The organism is Marinobacter sp. UBA2688, assembly GCF_002352785.1.
Taxonomy (GTDB): Bacteria; Pseudomonadota; Gammaproteobacteria; order Pseudomonadales; family Oleiphilaceae; genus Marinobacter; species Marinobacter salarius.
Genome location: NZ_DELU01000007.1, coordinates 51,721 through 74,210 on the forward strand (window position 1 = coordinate 51,721; position 22,490 = coordinate 74,210).

21 protein-coding genes are annotated in these 22,490 nt (G+C 50.0%); 1 reads left to right on the top strand and 20 read right to left on the bottom strand.

Annotated features, from left to right (window positions below):
• Positions 1 to 5: 5 nt before the first annotated feature.
• The 6 genes from B3M52_RS01615 to B3M52_RS01640 form a co-directional block, all read right to left on the bottom strand.
• Positions 6 to 1,076, bottom strand: coding sequence for a glycosyltransferase family 4 protein (locus B3M52_RS01615; protein ID WP_286748571.1), 1,071 nt, complete (start codon positions 1,074 to 1,076; stop codon positions 6 to 8).
• A complete protein-coding gene (locus tag B3M52_RS01620; RefSeq protein WP_286748572.1) occupies positions 1,073 to 2,008 on the bottom strand; it encodes a glycosyltransferase family 2 protein in 936 nt (311 codons plus the stop codon). Before B3M52_RS01620 ends, B3M52_RS01615 begins: the two co-directional genes overlap by 4 nt.
• Positions 2,001 to 3,299, bottom strand: a complete 1,299-nt coding sequence (locus B3M52_RS01625) for a hypothetical protein (RefSeq protein ID WP_286748573.1) — start codon at positions 3,297 to 3,299, stop codon at positions 2,001 to 2,003. Before B3M52_RS01625 ends, B3M52_RS01620 begins: the two co-directional genes overlap by 8 nt.
• A 36-nt stretch (positions 3,300 to 3,335) precedes the next feature.
• Positions 3,336 to 4,238: a glycosyltransferase family 2 protein gene (locus tag B3M52_RS01630; RefSeq protein WP_286748574.1), complete on the bottom strand. Its 903-nt coding sequence runs from the start codon at positions 4,236 to 4,238 to the stop codon at positions 3,336 to 3,338.
• Between the two features lie 105 nt (positions 4,239 to 4,343).
• Entirely contained in the window at positions 4,344 to 5,792 is a 1,449-nt protein-coding gene (locus B3M52_RS01635) for an MOP flippase family protein (protein ID WP_286748575.1), read from the bottom strand.
• 639 nt (positions 5,793 to 6,431) lie between these two features.
• Positions 6,432 to 7,292 carry a sulfotransferase domain-containing protein gene (locus tag B3M52_RS01640; RefSeq protein WP_286748576.1) on the bottom strand — a complete coding sequence of 287 codons (861 nt, stop codon included), beginning with the start codon at positions 7,290 to 7,292 and terminating at the stop codon, positions 6,432 to 6,434.
• 74 nt (positions 7,293 to 7,366) lie between these two features.
• On the opposite strand from B3M52_RS01640, the gene B3M52_RS01645 reads away from it, so the two are divergent.
• Positions 7,367 to 7,804 (top strand): hypothetical protein, encoded by a 438-nt coding sequence (locus B3M52_RS01645; protein WP_286748577.1) that lies wholly within the window; start codon positions 7,367 to 7,369, stop codon positions 7,802 to 7,804.
• 107 nt (positions 7,805 to 7,911) lie between these two features.
• On the opposite strand, the gene B3M52_RS01650 is transcribed toward B3M52_RS01645, so the two are convergent.
• The 14 genes from B3M52_RS01650 to B3M52_RS01715 all read right to left on the bottom strand — a co-directional run bounded on the left by B3M52_RS01650 (position 7,912) and on the right by B3M52_RS01715 (position 22,474).
• A complete protein-coding gene (locus B3M52_RS01650; protein WP_286748578.1) occupies positions 7,912 to 8,586 on the bottom strand; it encodes a class I SAM-dependent methyltransferase in 675 nt (224 codons plus the stop codon).
• A gap of 68 nt (positions 8,587 to 8,654) precedes the next feature.
• Entirely contained in the window at positions 8,655 to 9,800 is a 1,146-nt protein-coding gene (gene rffA, locus B3M52_RS01655) for a dTDP-4-amino-4,6-dideoxygalactose transaminase (protein ID WP_286748579.1), read from the bottom strand.
• Positions 9,800 to 10,579 carry a formyltransferase family protein gene (locus B3M52_RS01660; RefSeq protein ID WP_286748580.1) on the bottom strand — a complete coding sequence of 260 codons (780 nt, stop codon included), beginning with the start codon at positions 10,577 to 10,579 and terminating at the stop codon, positions 9,800 to 9,802. The genes rffA and B3M52_RS01660 overlap by 1 nt, the downstream gene beginning before the upstream one ends.
• Before the next feature lie 117 nt (positions 10,580 to 10,696).
• Positions 10,697 to 11,731 carry a TDP-N-acetylfucosamine:lipid II N-acetylfucosaminyltransferase gene (locus tag B3M52_RS01665; protein ID WP_286748581.1) on the bottom strand — a complete coding sequence of 345 codons (1,035 nt, stop codon included), beginning with the start codon at positions 11,729 to 11,731 and terminating at the stop codon, positions 10,697 to 10,699.
• An 89-nt stretch (positions 11,732 to 11,820) separates the two neighbouring features.
• Positions 11,821 to 12,381: a dTDP-4-dehydrorhamnose 3,5-epimerase gene (gene rfbC / locus B3M52_RS01670; RefSeq protein ID WP_286748582.1), complete on the bottom strand. Its 561-nt coding sequence runs from the start codon at positions 12,379 to 12,381 to the stop codon at positions 11,821 to 11,823.
• Positions 12,382 to 12,390: 9 nt separating this feature from the next.
• Positions 12,391 to 13,263 carry a glucose-1-phosphate thymidylyltransferase RfbA gene (rfbA, locus tag B3M52_RS01675; protein WP_286748583.1) on the bottom strand — a complete coding sequence of 291 codons (873 nt, stop codon included), beginning with the start codon at positions 13,261 to 13,263 and terminating at the stop codon, positions 12,391 to 12,393.
• Positions 13,260 to 14,135, bottom strand: coding sequence for a dTDP-4-dehydrorhamnose reductase (rfbD, locus tag B3M52_RS01680; RefSeq protein WP_286748584.1), 876 nt, complete (start codon positions 14,133 to 14,135; stop codon positions 13,260 to 13,262). The genes rfbA and rfbD overlap by 4 nt, the downstream gene beginning before the upstream one ends.
• On the bottom strand, positions 14,132 to 15,184 hold the full coding sequence (gene rfbB / locus B3M52_RS01685; protein WP_286748585.1) for a dTDP-glucose 4,6-dehydratase: 1,053 nt from the start codon (positions 15,182 to 15,184) through the stop codon (positions 14,132 to 14,134). Before rfbB ends, rfbD begins: the two co-directional genes overlap by 4 nt.
• Before the next feature lie 86 nt (positions 15,185 to 15,270).
• A complete protein-coding gene (locus B3M52_RS01690) occupies positions 15,271 to 16,236 on the bottom strand; it encodes a Wzz/FepE/Etk N-terminal domain-containing protein (protein WP_126812081.1) in 966 nt (321 codons plus the stop codon).
• Positions 16,236 to 18,734, bottom strand: a complete 2,499-nt coding sequence (locus B3M52_RS01695) for an SLBB domain-containing protein (protein ID WP_227544158.1) — start codon at positions 18,732 to 18,734, stop codon at positions 16,236 to 16,238. The genes B3M52_RS01690 and B3M52_RS01695 overlap by 1 nt, the downstream gene beginning before the upstream one ends.
• A gap of 17 nt (positions 18,735 to 18,751) precedes the next feature.
• A complete protein-coding gene (locus B3M52_RS01700) occupies positions 18,752 to 20,245 on the bottom strand; it encodes a capsule assembly Wzi family protein (RefSeq protein ID WP_286748586.1) in 1,494 nt (497 codons plus the stop codon).
• Between the two features lie 245 nt (positions 20,246 to 20,490).
• Positions 20,491 to 20,985 (bottom strand): transcription/translation regulatory transformer protein RfaH, encoded by a 495-nt coding sequence (rfaH, locus tag B3M52_RS01705; protein WP_286748587.1) that lies wholly within the window; start codon positions 20,983 to 20,985, stop codon positions 20,491 to 20,493.
• The gene (cysQ, locus tag B3M52_RS01710) at positions 20,982 to 21,749 is read right to left on the bottom strand and encodes a 3'(2'),5'-bisphosphate nucleotidase CysQ (protein ID WP_286748588.1); all 768 of its coding nucleotides are present in this window, start codon (positions 21,747 to 21,749) and stop codon (positions 20,982 to 20,984) included. Before cysQ ends, rfaH begins: the two co-directional genes overlap by 4 nt.
• Positions 21,750 to 22,030: 281 nt before the next feature.
• Entirely contained in the window at positions 22,031 to 22,474 is a 444-nt protein-coding gene (locus tag B3M52_RS01715; RefSeq protein ID WP_075196486.1) for a pilin, read from the bottom strand.
• Positions 22,475 to 22,490 lie beyond the last annotated feature (16 nt).

The window sequence follows — 22,490 nt, forward strand, 5'->3', positions numbered from 1 at the left end:
GAACTTTACGGCGACTGGCGGAAGGCAGCCCTGATGAGTGATAACAGCCTCGGCGCCTGCGCCTGAAGCGAATACCACTCTTCCACTCGTTTTCGGCCATTCGCACCCATATTATCTCGAACCGAACAATCAACGCTTAGCAAACTTCGCAATGCTCTATCCCACTCTTCTACCGAATCTGCCAGCAAGCCATTTTTTTCCGGTTCCACAATTTCACAATTTACCCCAACCGGCGAAGCCACCACAGGTATCCCACACGCCATGTACTGAATCAGCTTATAGCCACACTTCCCGCGTTCCCAGGGTGAGTCCTGAAGCGGCATTATACCTATATCAAACTGTTGAATAGACTCAACTTCTGTTTCTTCAGACCAAGGCCAGGTTTCAACAGAGGTACCTGCGAAATCTTCCTCGCGAGCTCCAACGGCGATAAAACGAACCGGCATTTCCTCCTGGATTGATTTGAAAATCGGTAAAAGCTGCTTCAGGTAACGACTGGTTTGGGGTGTGCCAATCCAACCAACAATAGAAGCCTCAGTGCTTGATTTCTTTTTTGGTTGGTAGCGTTCTAAATTTACAACAGTAGGAATGATTTCGACCTTGCTTACACCTGCGCGGCGGGCCCGTTCAGCAAGGTAGTCATTCCCGGCAATAACCGTCGAGGAGTGACGCATCACGGTGTCGATTTTCTCCCGCAATAGCTGCCTGACCCAAGTGTTGGAATGGCAGTCATATCGGTGGAAAAGAGCATCGTCGTAGTCGACTACATAGGGCACGCCAATCAGCCGGAGGAAGCGTTCGGCGATAGCGGGCATGAAGGGAAACAGCTCTTTTTCGATGATAACAACATCAAACCTGCGGGCCCCCAATAGAGCCAGAATTCTTCCACAATATCCTTTAACCACCTCGCCCCAGCGAGAGCCGCTATCATAAAGTGCTCGCAAATAGACATCAGACAGCAAGGGTTCTACTGTCACTTCAACACTTTGTGAGTGGAAGTAGGGCAAATATTGCAGAAACCGCACACGAGAACTGGCGCCAAGAGGCCCGTACCGTGAAAGAAGTAGAACCTTCATGGATTATAACGCCCCTCACCTTGGAGAATATGCCCCATGGATCGCCAGAGCATGCGATAGGCGGCCCAAGTGTGCTTGATACCAACAAAATCACCGCGTAGCAGACACCATATGGATCTTGTGAAGGGTTCCAAAAGGTTGGTTACCGCAACCAATGTCCAGGCTTGCCAGCGCGGGAAGTGTTTGAAGGCATATAATATTCGGCCGCGAAGCGAGTAGAACAGCCGGTGAGCCTTTACTTGGCGAGACGTACCGCCACCGGCATGGAAGGCTCGGGCTTCGGCGAGGTACCAACTATCAAACCCAGCTGATTTGCTGCGATTCGCAACGTCCACTTCTTCAAAATACACGAAAAATCTCTCATCAAAGCCACCACAAGCCTCGAAAGCTTCTCGCCTAACAAAAAAGAAAGCGCCCATTACCTGATCGACCTTGCGGGTATCCTTATGATCCCAATTACACATACGCATTCCAGACCCATATAAACCTGGCACCTTATCCATACCCAAAGCCGATGAAACCAAACGTCGCAGGGTGGGAAATCTCGCACAGGTTCGGCTTACCTTGTCATGTTCATCAATTAGTTGAATACCACAAATTCCGACCTTTGCATTTTCCGGCTGCTCCATAAAAGCCAAAGGTACTGAGAGCGCCCCCTCCTCCAGGCGTGTATCCGGATTCAAGAACAAGATATAGGGGGCACTTCCAGCCTGTGCACCTATATTGCAAGCCGCCGCGAAACCCAGGTTTTCGCCAGTGTGAATGACCTCCACACAGGAAAGGCCTTCTACTGCGGCTACAGAATCATCAGTGGAACCATTATCTACAACGATAATGCGGCTTAGCTCACCTTTGTTATGGCTAAGGGCAGAATTTATACACTCTTTTAACTGGAGGCCAGCGTTCCAGTTTACTGTAACTATATCAATCATACTTAGGCCGTCGGGTTAGATAGGCATTAATCAGAGCCACTGGGAGAAAGATCACCCAAAGGTAATCAAACTTCCCTAAATAGGGATTAGTGGCGTTCATAATGAGAAATGCGCTTAGCGCGGTAATTAAGGGAACAAAAAGCTTCGCAAATTCGGCGTTCTTTCGAGACAGCTGAATCCCTTTGAACGCTACCCAAAGAACAGCAGTTGAATAGACCAAAAATCCGATAAACCCGACATTCATCAACAATGCCAGATAAGACAATTCAAAAGCCCAAGGCATTTCATGCGAACGGACAACATCGACAGTACTACCGAGTCCATGACCAATTAGCGGGGAATTGGTGAACGCCCCCCAGAGAGAAGCAGCTTGCACATAACGTGCCCCACTGGACGCCTCCTGTCCTTGGAACGCGGATACAAATATTTCTACCAACGCAACCGGGTCAAGCCCGATAGCCACGATAACGCCAGCTATTGTCAGAACGGCAAGGACAGAAGATCTAAAAGTTAGCGAAAGAAGTGGCACAGACTTTAGACGACATGAGGAAAATTGTAGGAACGGTAGTATGATAAACGGAGTTAGCAACATCACCAGCCAGAATACCCTGCGCCCGGAACCCAAAGCAGCTAGGACAATAGCAAATAAAAGCAGGTAAATACCGAGTTTTCGCAAGCTACGAAGCTCACCACGTCGTACTAAAATATAAGATAGAACAAATGGAAAGCCATACATCACCGTAGTGAGTCCATAGATACGAAACTCAATGAAGCCGCCATAGTTACCAAAAGCGGCCCCCTGAAACTCAAGTAGCGGGTATATGACACCGCCATAGCCCCATAGGCCCGCCAGCATGACTGTGATCGCCATTAGGGTAGCCAAAGCTATACCCAACAGTAATGCGGACTCAATCGCTTTAATTACTCGCGCATCATGGGCTAGGCCAATAAAAAGAACATAAAGTACCGGCCACACAAGATAAACTGACGTAACCCTCAAAGCTCCAGGAGCAGAGTTAATCACACCCCAGAACACGCCAAATAGGCCCACCAGTAATGTAACCAACCAAAGTAGAATAATATCGCGGTGAACCCGCCATGTACGCAGCGAAAGCACTATGGCAATAGTTGTGATCAATACGAGAAATATGGCGCGTGGCGTTTGAAGACTTGTGGGAACAACGAGCATTAGCACAAAGAAGGCTTGAATTAGGAACAGCCATATTTTTTCGACTGCCCTGAACATTCTTTGTTCAAAACCAAAGATAGTAGACTTATAAATAGCTGACATTTTTAAAAACAATAGGTTTTGGAAAAAGCCGTTGATTCACGACTTGAAAGGCTTGGTAAGGTTATTGTAGACGGTTGCTCGCCCTAGCATAGAAAACAAAAACTTTACTAAATAGCGAATATTAAAAGGTTCACATCTGAGAGCATTAAACAATAGCCTACGACCACTCAGAACACCAGTACTCATTTGCGCATCACCAATCCGATGCAGCCAAGCGGCCTTGAGCGCTTTATTTTCATTTATGGCATTACGGTGCACCTCATAAATTCTTTCAAGTGCTATTCTATGCGCCTCACTATTTCCTGTAATACTGCCTCTAGTTACATATGCCAGAAGTGTGGGCTCCTTCAGATACTTAAAACTGGCTATTTTTGACAACCTGAGTGATAAATCCCAGTCTTGATAACGTGGCATCGAAGCGTCAAAACCTTTTACTTCATTCAGATACTTTTTCTTTACGACGAGCGAAGGCGTGCCAACATAATTCTGCCAAAGTAAAGATTCATAAGCATTGCTATGCTGAAATCTATTTTTCCCGACAGGCATCAGCCGACAATTGTCTCCCGAAATCTGGATATAAGATGTAAATATTGCACCTATTTTTTTATCTGCTTCAAGCTCATCTAATGACTGCGCTAGTTTAGCACATGTCCACTCATCATCACTGTCTTGGAAAGCGACAAGATCAGCACGCGCCATCCGAATTCCGACATTTCGCGCTTCCGCACCACCAACGTTCTTTGGAAGTTTTTTGTAATGGATTCGATCGTCCTTAAATCTGGATATCACTTCCTCTGTGTTATCTGAAGAAGCATCGTCCACAATAATTAGCTCTAGATCCTTAACTGTTTGCGAAAGAACGGAGCGAACTGCTCGTGGGAGCTCCTTGGCTCGGTTGAAAGTGGGCATAACTACACTAACTTGAGGGATTTTTGACATTTAAAGAATCCAGAACCACCTGTCATTATCGGTTATTTTAAAGCCGAATTTCAGCGTTGATTTAATTTAAAAATACTCCAGATCATAGAGAAGGTAGGAAATTCCTTACGAAGCCGGGGCTTTTTTATACACCAGGCTCAACACCTCCCGAATACCCTCTCTGTTAAAGACAAGGCTAGCCACAAGATAAACGACACCACCAGAAAAGATGGAAAGTACGACACTGAACTCGGCCCCCAACAACACCATAAAAGGCATCGAAAAGTGTAGCACTAAGCCCATGACACAGCCACACAGCGCTGGCCTAAGGGCCGACATTGCATACCCAATTGCACACGGTCCTATCAATCTCCGGGTCCAGAAGAAATACATAAAAAAGGTCAGTGTGGCCTGGATGCTAATTTGAGCTAATAGGACATATTCCAGAATCCCTTTTTGCGCGGATAGCCAAATCACCGGAGGGATAAACAGGAGAAGAGCCAGGTTCCAGTAAAAAGCCCAGTCCGCCTTACCCAGCCCCATGGAGAGTGGTCCATTGAGGTTGCCAAGGGATCGCAAGAGTACGTAAATGCACATGAGTCTGAGTGCTGGCACGAGTGCCCCCCAATCTGGCCCAAGCACCAGATGAACTACGGGGTCTGCAATGATCGCCAGCCCGATAAATAGTGCAGCATTGACCGTAGTAACTCGGTTGACGAGGCGGAAGTAAGCATGTCGAACACGAGGTTTGTCCGATTGAAACTGGGCAATGGCAGGAAAAGCAACCTTTGTTGCGATTGAATTGATCTGCTGCATGATCATGAGCGTCCAAGTCATAGCCATCGAATAGAGCCCCAGCGCCGCACCACCAAGAAAGGCACCCACTATGACTTGATCAACCCGCGAATTCAGCAGTGTGAGGCCGGTTGCCCCGGTTCTGTACAAACCGAATCGGAGCAAAGACTTGCTATGCGCAAATTCCAGGGCAAATCCATTCAGCAACTTGCGTCGACGTGCGAGTATGACCAAGCCGGTTTGACGGATTGCACTGCCCAGTAGCCCAGCCGCCACAATGGACCAGAGCCCGAACCCATTGTAGACGCCTATGATAGCGACGGAGGCATTTACAAAAGAGCCCGATATGGAGACTCCGGCGAGGACATTAAATTCCATCGACTTTTGCAGCAAAGCGTTAACCTGCTGACCAACCGGCTCCATCAGGAACACGACAGCGACCCAGGGCAGAAGCTCTGCGAGCGCTTTTTGGTCAAACACCTGGGAGAGTGGCTCTGCTAATACCTGAACGGCACAAAAAAAGAAAAAACCAAGCATCCAGTTGACCGAATACAAGGTAGCCAACTGGCGAGACGTCGGATTGGGGAAGTGGATGATTGCCTGCGATAAACCAAAATCAGAAATAGCCACCGAGAACTCTTTGACAAGCATGATAACCGCAACGACACCCATGCTTTCCGGCCCAAGTATCCTGCCTACCAGGACAAAAGACAGGAAGACCAGCCCCCGCGAAATCAGAACATCCAGCGTCACCCAACGCACAGACTTGAAAGACGACATCAAAAATCTCTCTTCACGAGTATGGTTGCCACGTAGCGTCCTGATGATAGATGCACAAGCTAATGATCCTCATTCTTCAACCGGAGCATGGCTATGCTTTTGAGTAATAGTGCCCGAAACGGCTGCAGTTGCCATTCCGCAAAATGGCTATACTACATCATTGTGCTGCCGCGATAGCCCGGAAGCGCCCCCAGACTACATATTCAGCAAGTACGCAGACTGGTCTAATATCACTTTTTACATACCCACCATTGTTGACACCGGAATAGGATCAGTGCACGTCGATGCTCATCAAGCATTGTCCGAGCCGGTCGCCAGAGCAACCACACGACCCCATAGCTGTTTGGAGCAGCACGGCGATTTGAAGAGACTTTGACCTGGTTTAGCAGACAGCATGTCGCCTTGTCCCATCTTGGCTTACCAAACTTGGTGGCCATAATAAAGGGGGCTAGGCTCACAACCTCGATCAAAAAATCGAAGGCCTGGTGAGAATCGGGGTAACTTTTTAGGGGACGAGACATCAGAACCAATGCCCTGTGCGCATTATTTCTGACCCAATAGCCTTCCTTTAAGCCAGTTGTAACCCCCTAAATGTGATAGTTTTCATAGCTATTTATTTGATGTCCTTGATTACTTGACTCATGAATGAGATTTTTTCCAGTAACCATATTTTTCCATCTGATCTCCACATATTCTCTCGAACATAAGGTTCTGCTCCTCAGTCCATCGCTCCGGCTTATTTTCCGTTCTATATCCTTCATTTTGGTTAATCTTCTTTTTTGTATGAAAAGCCCAAGTCTCCCTATCTACTTTTAAACCAACACGATCGCCGATATTATATTGAAAGTAATCGTAATCATGGATCAACTTTTCAAACTGAACCGTGACATCACATACCTCTGAAAGCCAACGATTCTCCTCTGACCATATAAAACAAATCTTTTCAAACCGAGTCATGTTCAACCATACATTGCTTGGAATTATCGATTCGTGAGGCACCATACTTCCATAAATTGAGTCGCTCTCGGTAAATGTATGCCGATTGAGTATCGAAGAAACCAGATCCCGACCATCTCTTACTATATGGATAACAGGAACATTTGGTAACGAAACTTTTAAGTCTTTAACACATCTTCGGAGCGCCCCGTTTACTTCACCGTATTTCTTTTTATTATTATCCTTCCTTAAAAATATTTCTTTTAGCCGAAAACGATTAATGTAGTTCCTAGAAAATTCCGGATACTCTAAAGCTAAACGGTGAAAGTACTGCTCTGATCTAATTGGCTCATGTACCACTTGAGCTTCACCCGATGCATTGAGAATCTCAGAAAAGAGCGTCGTTCCGGTACGGCCAGTACTAGTAATCAGAAAAAAATGGTGATCAAGCGAAGACACTATTCTTTGATGCCGAATGGGAACTAGCGATATAAACCAATAGTACAATATATGACCTTTTGGAAATCGGTTTAGAGTTTTTCTCAAGCTATCGAATATATTCATTTAAGTCTCACAGTGTAACAATATTCAAATTCTACTATTAAATATTAGAGGGAGTCTCTGAATAAGTCCCCAACATGGCCATCGTCAATTACACAGCATTCGTGGCCAAAATGGATCAGGCGACTTCGCTGAAACTGGGCACCCTAACAAGAAGCGCAAAACCCGCTGCGAAGCCTTTCTGGAAAAAAGGTGGCCCGCTATTACCCAAAGAGCCTGAAACTAGATGCTTGCCGAACGAAACCACCACTCACAACTTTCGTTATTTTTTGAAGCGCTACGGCCTCAGCGAAGTGCTGTTCAGCAACGAAGGACATGCCGGCATGAAGATGAACAATGGCTTCGGTTATGCTGGTTATCTTGGCATTCACAAGCAGGCTAAACACAAGCAAAGTGGAAACGTCTTAAGGTCTATTGCCAGGCGGCCCTGCACCAAGAGGCAACTTGATGTCGACGAACTAAAAGCAGAAAAATCCAAGCCCCATTCCGGTACACCAACAGGTCTTTGGCCATAGCAGGAGGCTTGGCCAAAAACAGCAATCAGCCGCACTTGCTAACTGCGTTCAGCAATCTGCTGATTGACGAAAATCAACAGTTAATCGGACCCTTCCATCGACACCACTTACCTCTTCTCCGAGTCAGGTTTGCGAGCTACAACAATGTACATCCACGTCCACTGCTCTGTTTTATCCACTCTATCGAGTAGATAAAATCCCCCCTGGAGAAACAGGCCAATCGCATCAATAATTCTCAACCAGCGCAAAGGACCTCGATTAAACCTGTATATGTTGTAAACCAGCAGCTGTCCAAACGTTACCCAAAACCCGGAAAGCGCCCTAATTTCTATATCCTCAAATCCAGCTTTCCCAAACAAATACTCCAAACCGTACTTGGAAAATCTATAAAAATCCCTCGGTTCCTCATGCAAATGCCAAATAAAAGGCACGCTGTAAATAGCATAACCCTTGGGCCGGAGAACCCGATAACATTCCCTCAAGGCAGCCTCAGGTTCTTCCAGGTGCTCCAGTACAGCACTGCATAAAGCAGAATCGAAACTAGAGTCCTCGCAAGGTATGTCGTAGGCAGTGCCAAACAAATCAACGTTATTCTTGCTATGAAAGGACGCCTCATGATCCACCCCTACGTGTTCAGTCACGTTTGGCTTCAACATCTTTTCGTACGGTTTGATACCGCACCCAATATCTATAAGACGCCCTTCGAAATATCGCTCAGAGAGTCTCTTTAAGGCATTGTCGTGAATTCGGTTTACGAGAATATTTTTTAATTCCTTGGCCATTCAGAGCTCTTTTGCATCAAATGAATTGTTGAACCAGCAAGGGTGTTTCTAGTTCAGCACGGACCGATCTACTTGAGATCATAGAAACTTTTTACACAGCGCACTATGTAATGAAGATCCTCTTCGGTGATCCCGTAAAACAGGGGCAGGCGCACAACGCGATCACTAGATTTCGATGTATGGATATCCTCACCGTGAAACCGGGAATAACTCAGTCCCGCCGGCGAGTTATGCAAAGGTACATAGTGAAAGACCGCGTAGATACCCGCATTTTTCAGGTATTCCAACAATTCAGTGCGCTCATCAAGAGACGATGCCTTAAGATACAGCATGTGGCCATTATGAATACAATGAGCGGGCACGGTTGGCAGTTCGACCAGACCTCTCGCTGCTATCGGCTTCAATTCCTGAATATACCCGGCCCAGACATCCCGGCGGAAATCGGTGATTTTATCAGATTCCTGTAACTGCCCCCATAGATAAGCAGCTTGGATCTCGCTGGGCAAATAACTACTTCCGATATCTACCCAGGAATATTTATCGACCATCCCCCTAAAAAATTGGCTTCTATTAGTTCCCTTTTCTCTAATTATTTCAGCCCGTTCAGTAAAACTTTTCTCATTTACGATCAAAAGACCACCTTCGCCACCACTGGTGATATTTTTGGTCTCATGAAAGCTGTAAACGCCAAGATGGCCAATCGCGCCGAGGGGACGACCTTTATAGCTGGCCTTGAATCCCTGAGCAGCATCCTCAATGACATAAAGGTCGTGCCGTTTCGCGATGTCCATGATGGCATCCATCTCGCACGCCACCCCGGCATAATGAACGGGTACAATCGCCCGCGTCCTCGGGGTGATTGCTGCTTCAATGAGCTTTTCATCGATATTGAGAGTATCGGGGCGAATGTCAACGAAAACCACCGTTGCGCCTCTCAATGCAAACGCATTCGCCGTGCTCACAAAGGTGTAGCTCGGAACGATTACTTCGTCACCAGGGCGCAGTCCGATAAGTATGGCTGCCATTTCTAACGCATGAGTACAGGAAGGAGTCAACAGAGCCCTCTGGCAGCCAAGCTTCTCCTCAAACCATGTTTGACACTTGACTCCGTAGGGGCCGTCCCCCGAGAGTTTGTCACTGCGCATCGCATCAAGAACATATTGTTCTTCGTTGCCCGTGTGGGGAGGACGATTAAATGGTATATCGTAGGTCACTAGCACCCCTCAAATCGAGACCGAAAAGAAATTTGACTGATCACAGACCCGTCCGCATCAGCAGTAATTAGGCACAATTTCAATAGGCCGGTACCACAAACGACAACTGGACACTGATTTGCGAAGAAAATGATTTTACCTAAGTGCCTGGTTCGGTCTTCAACCACCACATCCCCTACAACCTCAGCATCCAGGATTCTCGCGTGAGCGCCGTTAAGTAATGCAGATGCGCCTTTATAGGGGTACCCGACCGAATCAATAAATCGCTTCACCGCAGCTGAATCAAGTGACCAGTCAATAAGGTAATCATTCTCATCCCGCCACATACTGTAGGTTGCCTCTCGTTCATTCTGTTCGTAGGAGGCCAGCTCACATCCTTTAAGAATTTGGCCCGCAATAGCCTTAACAAGTTTGGCATACAGCGGTAGCAAGTGATCGATTGCGCGCTCAATTCTGATTGGGTAGGAAATGTTCCTCGACTCTTGTGCCAGTATATTTCCTCGGTCATATTCCTCATTGGCCAAAAGCGCCGTGACGCCAATGGCTGGCTCACCATTGATCAGCATATTTACAAGAGGTGCAAAACCTCGGTATTTCGGCAGAAGGGAATCGTGGAAAACGATCAAGTTCCTACCGCCCCTGATCATCCACTTCCAGCCTATTGCAAAGGAATAGTTTGCTTCGGACGCCCTTGCCGGCGGAACCACATTCCTTTCATAAAAGGGAATTCCCTTAATAGAACAGAATTTTTCGACTTCAATAAAATAATCTTGAAGCATACCCTTATCCCTTGCACCAACCACGAAGGCTATGCCCCGAACTCCAAAGGTCTCAACAAAGGATTCTAGGCAGAAAAATCCTTTTTTACCGACGAGATAAAACGCGAACTTAATCATTCATTCAAATATATTTTTGTATTGTTCAATCAGTTTATTTTCAGAAAAAAACCGCCGAATGATCTCCGAATTATTATCAGCAATAGTTTCATCTAGTCTTTCCACATCAATATTATCAACACAAAATGTCTTTACACCTATGCCATCAAAAAAGCCCTTGGAAGTCACACCTTGACGAAGGTAAACTTTTTTTCCCATGCCAAGCAGCTTCACAATATTCCCCATGCCCTGCTGCCGGCTGTGGTTAAAAATTGCAATGTCTATGTTTGACAAATATTCAGCATACTTACTGGCAGACATAAACTTATCAATCGCACAAAATTTTTCGCCGAAAATTTCATTTCCGGCTCTTTTAACTTCTCTGGCATTTACAGGATCACCGTAGGAAAGCGGTACGCATACCTGAATTTCTGATTCCTTGAATCGCTCAAGCTTTCTAAATATTTCATGATGTAGATTGGTTGGATCAGCTGAATTCCCCACCTGAATGCGCAATACCGTTCTGTCTTTCCGGGTCTCACAAATCTCATGAAAGACATTGCTTGGATACATAATGCACTCTTCATAAGTACCTTTCGCTCCATACATCTCTTTGGCAATCAGGTAGTCGCCCGGAACATAAGTCACCAAATAACCCAGACGTTTTATTACAAATCGCCTGAAAAACTCGTTTTTGTGCCAGCGCCAATCTTTTTTTTCCATCCGCCCAACATACAGATCACCGCCCCACATAACCCAGTGGCATTTCCCCAAAACTTGTGAATTTAGGAACAGCAAATAGAGTAGGTGGTTGCTAAAAAGCCCATGAATGATGATTTGGTCGGCGCACCTCATTTCTCTCGAGATAAGAAAGCTGCTACTCAGAAGATTCTGACAAACTAACATATCAGGATCCGGCTCCAACTGAGCCCCATCAAAAACGCCGTGTACGATGAATCGATGTGTCTGATGAGAAAAGTGATTTTTGACAAGGTCACGGAACGGAGGCATGAATTTTGGGTCCCACCCAAAGATGTGCAAAATGTTCCGACTCATAATCTGCCTTCTCTAAACGCAACGTTCAGACTAATAACTTTCATTTAAAGGACACACACTTCTAAGGGGTTTTATATGAATACTTTCAGTCAGTAATACTCTCGGAGTTCAGGCAGAGCATTTTTGAGGCTTTGCCCGGCCTGATCCTTGACTGACATCAATAACCCTTTCGGGCTATCTACATCCCAGTTAATTTTAAGCGTTGGGTCATCCCATTCGATAGTGCGCTCGTACTCTGGCGCATAAAAATCTGTACACTTGTACTGAAAATCCGCAGTTTCGCTTGTGACTAGAAAGCCATGACCGAACCCTGGCGGTACCCACAACATGCGGGAATTATCCTCTGACAGGTATTCGCCGACCCACTGGCCAAAAGTGGGTGAATCGGGTCGTAAATCTACGGCTACATCAAACACTTCACCTCGGGTTACCCGCACCAATTTACCCTGGGGTTGTTTGATTTGATAGTGCAGGCCACGCAGCGTGTTTTTTACCGACCGGCTGTGATTATCCTGCACAAAAGTTGCCACTATACCCGCTTCGCGGAATGTCTGTTCGTTCCAGGTTTCCAAGAAAAAGCCGCGCTCGTCGCCGAACACTTTGGGTTCAATGAGTTTTACGTCTGGAATTCTGGTTTCGGTAATCTTCATAAAATTCGCTTACTTGGCTGATTTGACCAGTTTCTTCAGGTAGGCACCGTAACTATTTTTTCTGAGGTTCTCCGCTTCGGCCAGCAATTGTTCCTCGCCGATAAAGCCCATGCGATAGGCGATTTCTTCCAAACAAGCGATTTTGAGGCCTTGGCGTTTTTCCAGGGTTTCGATGAAGCCGGCGGCGTCGTGTAAGGAGTCGAAAGTACCCGTATCCAGCCAGGCAAAACCACGACCGAGCAGTTCCACCCTCAGGTCGCCCTTTTGCAGGTACGCTTGGTTGATACTGGTAATTTCAAGTTCACCCCGGTCGGAGGGTTTTACCTGTTTTGCGATTTCCACAACGTCGTTGTCATAGAAGTAGAGGCCAGTGACCGCATAGTCGGACTTTGGATTGGCCGGCTTTTCTTCGATGGATATCGCGTGCTGGTTGTCGTCAAATTCTACAACCCCGAAACGCTCTGGATCCGTGACCTGATAACCGAACACGGTGGCGCCTTTGTCACGTCTTGCCGCTGTTTGCAGCATTTTACTCAAGCCCTGGCCGTAGTAGATGTTGTCTCCCAATACCAGACACACGCTGTCTTTTCCGATAAAGTCTTCGCCAATGATGAAGGCTTGCGCAAGGCCGTCTGGACTGGGTTGGGCGGCGTAACTGAGGTTTATACCCCATTGATTCCCATCATTAAGAAGGCGTTTGAAGCCATCCTGGTCTTCAGGCGTGGTGATGACAAGAATGTCCCGAATGCCCGCCAGCATAAGGACAGACAAGGGATAATAGATCATGGGCTTGTCGTACACCGGGAGGAGCTGCTTGGAAATACCTCTTGTGATGGGATATAAACGTGTGCCGGAGCCCCCAGCAAGGATGATGCCTTTCATTGCTTCTCCAGATATTCACCCAAGGTGAGTGCCAACTGACTTTGCCAATCCGGAAGCTGGATGTTTAAAGCCTGTTCAAGCCTTGTTACATCCAACTTTGAGTTCAGGGGCCTTTTTGCCGGTGTCGGGTAGTCGCTGGTTGGGATGGGATGGGCGTTTTCAAGGTTCAGTGCCAGTTCCTCTCCTGCACTGGCAGCCTGCTTAAAAATTTCCTTTGCGAAGCCCTGCCAGCTGGTTTCACCGCGTGGCGCCAGATGATACAAGCCAGTTTCAAGTTTGCCGAGTATGGCCAGAGTGGTGACCTGCGCAATCAGGCGTGCAGGGGTAGGAGCACCGATCTGGTCTGCCACAATATTAAGTTCCGTCTCGCTTTTCGCGAGGCGAAGCATCGTTTTCATGAAATTGTTGCCGCGTGCGCTATAGACCCAACTGGTGCGGAAGATGAGGTGATCAGCACCGTTTTGTTCAATGGCCCGGTCGCCTTCGAGCTTGGTTTTACCATAGTAACTTAGAGGGCCGGTGGTGCTTGTTTCCTGCCAGGGGGAGTCACCTGTGCCGGGATAGACATAATCGCTGCTGTAATGGACCAGGCGGCAGTTTTGCACTTTCGCCCAAGCAGAGAGCTGTTCAGGTAAACCGGCATTTAATCGTTCAGCATCAGCCTGTTGTTCTTCAGCTGCATCGACCGCCGTCCATGCGGCGGCGTTTACGATCAGTTTAGGTCTGGTGTTGGCCAGGTATGCTGTTACTGCCTGCTCGTCCATCAGATCCAGCTCTGCTCTCCCTGGTGCACTGATTGCACCTAGTGGAGAGAGCGCGCGATGGAGCTCAAAGCCGACTTGGCCGGTTTTACCCAGCAATAAAATATTCATGCGCTTGCACCCAGCCGCTCGCGTTGATAGCTGCCATCCTGTACTCGCTGGCACCAATCGAGGTTGTTGAGGTACCACTCGACGGTTTTGCGGATGCCGGTTTCGAAGGTTTCTTCTGGGGACCAGCCAAGTTCCCGCTGAATTTTGCTGGCATCTATGGCGTATCGAAGGTCATGGCCAGGGCGGTCTTTTACGTGGATGATCAGATCCCGGTAGTTATTTTCCTGAGGACGTAGTTCCTGGAGGATATCGCAGATGGTCTGGACTACTTCAATGTTCTGCTTTTCGTTGTGGCCGCCGATATTGTAGGTTTCGCCTGGCTTGCCTTCGGTGACTACCTTATACAGCGCGCGGGCGTGGTCTTCTACGTAAAGCCAGTCGCGGATCTGGTCGCCTTTGCCGTAGACAGGGAGGGGCTTGCTCTCCAAGGCGTTAAGGATAACTAATGGGATGAGCTTTTCCGGGAAGTGATAGGGGCCATAGTTGTTGCTGCAGTTGGTTACCAGTACCGGAAGTCCGTAGGTGCGCTGCCAGGCTCGAGCCAAGTGGTCGGAGCTGGCCTTACTAGCGCTATATGGGCTGCTCGGGGCGTAGGAAGTGGTCTCGGTAAAAAGATCATTTGTGCCTTCGAGATCACCATAAACCTCGTCGGTGGAGATGTGGTGAAAGCGGAAGTTCTCGCGACGCTCCGCATCCAGACCATTCCAGTATTGACGAGCAGCTTCCAGTAGGGTGTAGGTTCCGACTATGTTGGTTTCGATGAAGGCTGCCGGGCCGTCTATGGAGCGGTCTACATGGCTTTCGGCGGCGAGATGCATGATGGCGTCCGGTTTGTGCTCTGCCAGCACACGGTCTACTTCGGCTCGATTGCAGATGTCGACTTGTTCGAAGACGTAGCGGCTGCTTTTGCTGACTGCCCCGAGGCTTTCGAGGTTGCCGGCGTAGGTGAGCTTGTCCAGGTTGACCACTTCATCTTTTGTGTCGCTGATGATGTGACGAATGACGGCGGAGCCTATAAAGCCGGCGCCGCCGGTTATCAGGAGTTTCATAGTTGGGTCGTTACTTGCTGGTGGTTTTTGACGCTTTGAGTGTTTGATTTTGCTTGGGTTGTCGGATTTCGCCTTGCTCTATCCACCTACGTTGTTTCGGGCTCGCCCTTACCACTACGGATAAACGCACGGACGAAGACGATGAATACGCCTAGCATTCCGCCTAACATGGTGGCCACTATAGCGATAAGAGCTCGTTTGGGTTCACTTTTTTCTTGGGGGACGACGGCCGGGTCTACGGTTTTGAAGACGTATTCTTGCTGCGCGTTTGCCAGCATCACCGTTCGTGTTTCACTTTCTATCAGTTGATAAAACACTTGTTGCATGCCGGCTATGTTGGTCTCATCCAACTTGTCTTTAAGGTATCTGATGCTGGCCTCCGCATCTTCAATATCTTGAGCTCGCATATGTTCGTTGATGTCTTTGACCAACCACTCGGTCCACTGCATTGCAGCCACTGGAGAGCGGCTTTTCACACTTACGGTGATCATCCCATTCTCTTTATTTTCAACAACACTCAAGTGGCCTCCCTTGAATTTTTTTACAAGGTCCCAGTTGGTTGGCTTTAAGCTTTTACCATCTTCACCTTTACCCCATTCATCAGTTTCAGGGTTGTAGATTTCGCGATTATAGACCCACTTTGCCTGCTGGGTATTCCATTCCTTCGTCGCCATGAGTGAAGCCACGAGTTGATGGCGATGAATAAAGTCAGTCAGAAACGCTCTCGATTGAAGTACTTCTTTGGCGATGATTGTCTTGTTGGCACCGTCCCTTCCGATATTAACGCCAGCAAGACTGGCTAGGCTGCCTAGCTGGCCACCAAGACGCCCCCCATTTTCGCCATCTGCGGGCGCGAGAAGTGCATTCGCTTGGTATATATCCGGTTTGCTAAGGGCGTAAGCAACACCTCCGGCGGCAAAGAGTGTGGTGATTAGGATGATTATCCATTTACCGTCCCAAAGGGTTGCAAACAACTCCCTAAGGTCGATTTCATCATCCGGATACTGCAGCAGTTCAGAACGTTGTTGGTGCGTTGTGGTTTGCTCACTCATTAAAGGTTCCCCACAGCCGCTGCACCCAGCGCCATCTGATAAACAATCTGACTCACGTTAGTCCATAGCTCCAACTGGTTCAGCCTGTCCACATCAATGGGCACAATAATGGTGTCACCCGGTGCCAGTTGCTGGCTGCGGCCACCAAACCAGCGACTTTTCTCTGGCAGCATCACCGAGCCGTCGGCCTTCACCACGTACACCCTTTCCTGATCCGCTTGGCGGGTTGGGCCGCCACTACGCTCGAGGTAGTCATCCACGGTTAGCCCCTGCGTGTGAAGGTGACTGGTGGGAAACTGTACTTCACCAAATACGCTGACTGATTGAGGGATGACAGGAACGGTCAACGTGTCACCATCCTGAAGGCGGATGGGCTGGTAGTCATCGCTCTCCACAACCGATGCGAGGTTGATCACCATTCGGCCGACGGGGCGGGAGTCCTGCACTTCTTCCAATAGATCCTGAACCTGTTGGGTGCGTTTGGCATTCTCGCCTCCGAAATCGTCGCCTTCCAATTGCACACCTACCAGGTCGCCCTGCAGCCTTTCTTCCGCTTCACGTAGGCGCTGGGCTTCCAGTTGGCGTAGTTTTTCGCGGGTAAATACAGCGCCTTCCGGGAAGGCATTGTCGGTAAGGCCGCCTGCGCGTTTGATGACATCCCGCAGGGTTTCACCGTCACGGATAGTGTATTGGCCGGGGTAGCGCACCTCGCCGTTAAGCTCAATGGTTTTGGCTCGAGCGAATTCCGGTATGGATTTGATAAGCAGTCGGTCCCGGCTTTTGAGGGTGACAGAGGCCTGGCCTTCCATCACGGCCTGCAGGTTCAGGTTCTGTATCCTGGTTTTACCGGTGCCTTCGTCGTCCACACCGAAGCGCGCCAGTTCGGCGGTATAGAGAGAAGCGGAGTCTTTAAGGCCGCCGGCTACGTATATTGCATCTGCTACCTGCCTTGAGGCAGGCAAAGGATATTCGCCCGGGTAGCGTACCGGGCCAGTCACCTGAATCGTCTGTTGCGGGGCGCCTGGTTTGGCCTGGGCTTTGAGCCTTTGCAGTACTGGGCTGAATAATTGTTGCCTGGTAAAGTTACGGCCTTCTTCCCCGCCATCTACTTTGCCAGCATCTGAGAAGATAAGCAGGCGATCTTGTTCTTCGAGCAGTATGTCCTGTTCGCTTCCGGGGTTCTGAATGGCGTCACGCAGCCGAAGGTTCAGCACGGATACTTCGTCGGTCTTTGGATCAGTGCGAACAAGGGCGGCATACCGCTGGTCAGCCACTGGCACCAGGTCCGTGTCCAGATTATTGATCACCGAGCTTACTCGCATGCCGGGCACCCAGGCGAACTTGCCGGGGCGGGTGGCCGCCCCTTTCACTTCCACATATTGCCCAGTGATGTCGGAGATGGAGGCCACTTCTATGCGGTCACCGGGTTTGACCTTTGCCTGCTTGCCTTTTGTGGTGGTGAGGTTGGCTTCGGCGATGATGCGCAGGAAGTCGTCGTTATTACGTTCAATGCGCACCAGTTGCGGATAGGCCTGCGGTGTAAGGCCGCCAGCCAGATTCACCAGTTCCTGAAGGTTGGTGCCATTTCTCAGCTCATAGAGCGCGGGGCGGTAGACTTCGCCGTCAATGCCTACACGATCGCCTACTGGCGGGATGAAAATTACATCGCCGGGTTGCAGACGATTGTCATCGGAGGTGTCACCCGCTAGCAACAGATCATACAGATCCAGCTCTCCAACCAACTTGCCGTCCCGCTTGTGCTGGATCTTACGCAGGGAGCCGGTACGTTTGATGCCGCCCGACACATAAAGGGCATTGGTAATGGTAGAGAGAGAGCTAACAGTATAAGAGCCAGCGTTTCTTGCCTCCCCCAGCACAAACACCCGCATGCTGCGCAGCTCTCCCAAAGAAACACTCGCCTGCACGCCGATGTACTGCTCGGAGACCCTTTTCTTAATCTGCTCCCTGGCTTGATCAAACGTCAGACCCGCAACGGTTTGGGGGCCTGACTGCGGAAAGCTAATGGTGCCATCCCGGGAAACGGGCAGCTCCAGTTGCTGGTTTTCCTTGCCCCATAGCTGTACCCGCAGTATATCGCCAGGGCCCAGGGTGTAATCGTTGGGAATGGGAATTTCCGTGACCGGCGCAAAAGTCGTGGGGCTTCCGGCGAACAGGTCGTAACCGAAGGGCTTCAGCCCGCCGTTCTTGCGGTCCTGTTCTTTGTTGTCTTCCTGTTCTTGCCGGGCGCGTTCCCTTTCTTCATCGGAGATGGCGTCCACCGGCTCTACCACATTCACGTTCTGTGGCCGCTGGTTCCGTTGGCCTGCCGAGCCGGCAATGGAATCCAGATCCACCCCATACTGGCTGGCCAGGGCTTCCTGCTGGGCCCGGGGCATGCTCTTGAACTGTTCAATCTGGGACTGGCTTATGGATTGGGCGGCGGTGGTTGCTGGCAATACAAGCGCCAGTGACATCAGTAGTCGTTTGGTCAGGTTCACTTAGTCAAATCCGTTTTTTAGAAGCGGTAACGCCAGGCGGCGCCGACAGACCATTGGTCTTTTTCGCCCCCCAGAAGTTCAATCTTTTTGTCGGCGGCCTGGGCCGTGAGGTCCAGCCAGCCATTGAGAAATTGTGTGCCGTAACCCACGGATACCATAGCGGCCGTTTGGTTGCCATCCGGGACGGTATAGAATATGTCGTCGTCAGTTGCAATCGCACGGTTCTGGCCATCTTTATTGAGATCCAGATAGCTTACAGACGCCGACAGGTTACGGCCATCTGGAAAGAAGTTGAACGCACCAATCGTCAGGGTTTCGGCATCGCCATCAAAAGTGGAGGCCATGCTGCGACCTTTGTGGCGGTAACCGCTTTGGTAGCGAGAATGGTTGTAAGTGATGTTGGGCATGGCATTACCCAGAAAGTCATCGGCCAACGTGTTGGAGTACTCTACAAACCATTGCTGGTCACTCTCTAACAATTGAGTGGTCCAATCCGCACCCAGCAGCCAGGATTTGCGGGCCGGGAAGGCGCCGGCCTCATCTTCGCCCATCATCTGGCCGTAGGCGCCCATGGTCTGATCGCCGATGGAAAAACCGTAGCGGGCATCAATACTGGCCAATTGATTGCCGGGGTCGTTCTCTTCCAGTTGGCCATTATCGCGGCCGATCAGGGCATTCCATATCGTAGAGGCGCCTTCAGGCCGGTCTTCACCCCCGAACATGATAGCCCTTGAAAAGCCGATATCCAGGCCCTCGACAGGCCTTACGGTCAGGCGCATACCAATCATCTTGGCCTCGGGAACCGCCCGCTCGCTTTCCAGTTGGCCAGCAAAGGTGGTGAACTGCCAGGGGCCGATCCATTTCAACCAGCTGGTTTCCGGCTCACTGGCGTCTTTACGGTTGAGCCATACGGCGGGCATGGGGCGGGCATTGTTGGACAGGATCAGACTGCTTTGCCAACCCGGGCCCCACCAGCGATCGATGGCGCCTGCACCGAATACCCAGTTGCCGGCGGTAGCTGCCAGGTAGGAGCCGTCCAGGCGCAGGGCTTCATCATCTTCTGGATTGGCTGCAAAGGCTGGCTTCAAACCGAACGCCCAAGATTCGCCCTGCCATTGCACGTTGAGACTGGTTTCAGCTGTTTCACGGGGGCCGGCCTGGAAGCCTCTCACAAAGGTCGGTTCATTGGTGGCGCCCAGCTCGTATTCTGCTCGCCAGCCCTGCTTGCCCTGCTCGTCCATCTCGAACTTCAGGTAGGCCAACGGGCCGCCAATGGCGGGGGCGTCGCTACCGGTTTCCCGGCCGAGGCCGCTGTGCACGGTGCCCATCATCACCGGCCAGGTGGAGGTGGTGCGGTCCAGGTGGCCTCTGTCTGCCAGTTTCTGGAGGGCAAAACGGGCACGGTTGTCACCGGGCTCAATCCAGGGGGCTGCGACGACTATGGAGGAATACATAGAGGTGATCAGGCACGCTACCGCCCCACCGACCAGGGTCCAGTGTTTTGAGGTCATATACCGACAACTTTCTGAAAAAAGACAGGAGAGAACGAACAACACGGCGGGAACAACTGAATCCCAACTGTATCCCTGTCGGTTGATGAAGCTTCTATGTCAAAAGCGTGACGATTTTACGGCATCCTATATGACACGCAAGTGACAAAAGTGCGGACACAGGGCCTCAGCCGCTGCTAAGTTGTTAAGTTTCGTTAAAGTGTAGTGAATGCATGGATGTTAGGTCGAAATTGCCTGATTACGTTTTACTCATCCAATCCTCGGGACCGAATAGTCGACAAGGAGACTTTAACCATTTGTTCCTTCTGCATAAAGCTGATCAGAACAATGGCGCGTTCTTCGCCATCGTAGGCCTGAAAGATGGCGCTGATGCCCTTGAATGGTCCATCTTCCAGATCCACGGCCTGACCGGGCTTGATGCCACCCTGCTCTGCCACTGTGTGCAGGCTGTCTTTTATATGTTTGATGACGTCATCCGGGATGGCGGCTGGTTTATTGGCAAAGCTGACGATCCGCAGGATGCCGCGCGTGGAGCGTAGCTTGGCCCACATGGGGTCGGTTTGCTCCAGGTTCACGAACAGGTAGCCGGGAAACAGCGGCTCCAGCTTTTTGGTGCGCTTGCCAGCCTTGATCTTCTCCACTGTGATTTTCGGGTAGAAGCAGGCGATGTCCTGATTTTGCAGATGAGTCAGGGCGCGGTCACCCTGGCTGGGTTTGTGTTGTAGTGCGTACCAGGTCATTTGTACCAGTTGCCGGCGGCAATGAAGTGAGGATTGAGCACGTCTTCTTTGCCATACTGCAGGGGCGCACCGTCCGTTGTTTCCACTTTGCCCCCGGCGGCAGACAGGACCGCGTGGGCGGCACCAGTATCCCACTCACACGTTGGCCCCAGCCTTGGGTAAATGTCTGCATGGCCTTCGGCGATTTTGCAGAATTTGAGGGAACTGCCGGCCTGTACCAGCTCATGCGCGCCAAGCTTGTCAATAAAGGCTTTGGTTTCGTCGTTCAGGTGGTTCTTGCTGGCCACAACACGTTTTGTTTCGCCGGGCTCGACCACACTGATCCGTCTCGTGCGGCCGGTGCGGTCCCGCTTGTAGGCACCCTCGCCTTTCAGGCCCCAGTAGGCTTCCTTTAAAGCTGGTGCTGTGACCACACCGAGAATGGGTTCGCCGTTTTCGATCAATGCGATGTTAACGGTGAATTCACCGGTGCGCTGAGTAAAGTCCTTGGTGCCATCAATCGGGTCAATCAGCCAGAATCGTCGCCACTGTTTGCGCTCGCTCCAGGGGATCTCTGCACCCTCTTCTGAAAGCACGGGGATATCGTGGCTGAGGCTCCGCAGGCCTGCCACAATCACCCGATGGCTGGCGACGTCTGCCGCGGTAATCGGCGACTCGTCCGCCTTAAAATCGACCTTGAAGTCCGTCATGTAGATGCTGAGCACCTTTTCGCTGGCGGCGTCTGCGATTTTTAGGACATCGGGGAGGATGGAACTGTAGTGCATGAGGGTCGGCTTCCTGCGTCAGGTCAATTACGTTTGCGCTATTATGGGCGATAGTGACGCAACACATCAAAACTAATGCGGAGGAACCTTTCATTGAAGGTTCGAGGGAAATACTGGGGTGGAGGGGTATTAGCTGATAATAACTCTCTCGATCTGCATAAAGTCTATACGTCACCCACACCCACGGAGAAGCAGTTGCGAGCAACGTCAATAGAAAGCAAATCTGTAAGACTTCTTGGTTGGGGCACCGAAGTCAGGTGCTAGTTTGAAGCGGCCAAGACTTAAATGACTGCACAGCCTGACGGACTATAGCGGTCACTCCATCCAGGGGCGCCACTTGTGTCGACAATACAGCTCCAACTCCCCGTAACGGAGCGCTCCAGCCTTAAAACGACACCTGTCAGACTCCCGTGCGCATTGCCCCCCATGGTCACCTCAATGTGACCAGAACCGTCAGGATTCAGCACAGCGATATCGATAGCGGCTGTACCCGTTGTTAACGGTGAGGGGGAATAACCAATATCAGAATTAACCAATGCTCCGCTCTGGGACAAGCGTTCCTCTACAGCAGTTTTGTAAGCCGACAACTCTCCAAGCGCTTGATTTACCTGAGACTGCATAACATATCCCTGGTAGCTTGGTATGGCAATTGCCGCAATAATGCCGACGATCGCCACAACAATCATGAGCTCAATCAAGGTAAATCCGCTGTTTTTTCCAATCATATTACGTATTCCAGAA

Bases quoted from the DNA above. Each gene is read 5' to 3' on its own strand.
- B3M52_RS01615 (WP_286748571.1), bottom strand. From the start codon at position 1,076: ATGAAGGTTCTACTTCTTTCACGGTACGGGCCTCTTGGCGCCAGTTCT.
- B3M52_RS01620 (WP_286748572.1), bottom strand. From the start codon at position 2,008: ATGATTGATATAGTTACAGTAAACTGGAACGCTGGCCTCCAGTTAAAA.
- B3M52_RS01625 (WP_286748573.1), bottom strand. From the start codon at position 3,299: ATGTCAGCTATTTATAAGTCTACTATCTTTGGTTTTGAACAAAGAATG.
- B3M52_RS01630 (WP_286748574.1), bottom strand. From the start codon at position 4,238: ATGTCAAAAATCCCTCAAGTTAGTGTAGTTATGCCCACTTTCAACCGA.
- B3M52_RS01635 (WP_286748575.1), bottom strand. From the start codon at position 5,792: ATGTCGTCTTTCAAGTCTGTGCGTTGGGTGACGCTGGATGTTCTGATT.
- B3M52_RS01640 (WP_286748576.1), bottom strand. From the start codon at position 7,292: ATGAATATATTCGATAGCTTGAGAAAAACTCTAAACCGATTTCCAAAA.
- B3M52_RS01645 (WP_286748577.1), top strand. From the start codon at position 7,367: ATGGCCATCGTCAATTACACAGCATTCGTGGCCAAAATGGATCAGGCG.
- B3M52_RS01650 (WP_286748578.1), bottom strand. From the start codon at position 8,586: ATGGCCAAGGAATTAAAAAATATTCTCGTAAACCGAATTCACGACAAT.
- B3M52_RS01660 (WP_286748580.1), bottom strand. From the start codon at position 10,579: ATGCTTCAAGATTATTTTATTGAAGTCGAAAAATTCTGTTCTATTAAG.
- B3M52_RS01665 (WP_286748581.1), bottom strand. From the start codon at position 11,731: ATGAGTCGGAACATTTTGCACATCTTTGGGTGGGACCCAAAATTCATG.
- rfbC (WP_286748582.1), bottom strand. From the start codon at position 12,381: ATGAAGATTACCGAAACCAGAATTCCAGACGTAAAACTCATTGAACCC.
- rfbA (WP_286748583.1), bottom strand. From the start codon at position 13,263: ATGAAAGGCATCATCCTTGCTGGGGGCTCCGGCACACGTTTATATCCC.
- rfbD (WP_286748584.1), bottom strand. From the start codon at position 14,135: ATGAATATTTTATTGCTGGGTAAAACCGGCCAAGTCGGCTTTGAGCTC.
- rfbB (WP_286748585.1), bottom strand. From the start codon at position 15,184: ATGAAACTCCTGATAACCGGCGGCGCCGGCTTTATAGGCTCCGCCGTC.
- B3M52_RS01690 (WP_126812081.1), bottom strand. From the start codon at position 16,236: ATGAGTGAGCAAACCACAACGCACCAACAACGTTCTGAACTGCTGCAG.
- B3M52_RS01700 (WP_286748586.1), bottom strand. From the start codon at position 20,245: ATGACCTCAAAACACTGGACCCTGGTCGGTGGGGCGGTAGCGTGCCTG.
- rfaH (WP_286748587.1), bottom strand. From the start codon at position 20,985: ATGACCTGGTACGCACTACAACACAAACCCAGCCAGGGTGACCGCGCC.
- cysQ (WP_286748588.1), bottom strand. From the start codon at position 21,749: ATGCACTACAGTTCCATCCTCCCCGATGTCCTAAAAATCGCAGACGCC.
- B3M52_RS01715 (WP_075196486.1), bottom strand. From the start codon at position 22,474: ATGATTGGAAAAAACAGCGGATTTACCTTGATTGAGCTCATGATTGTT.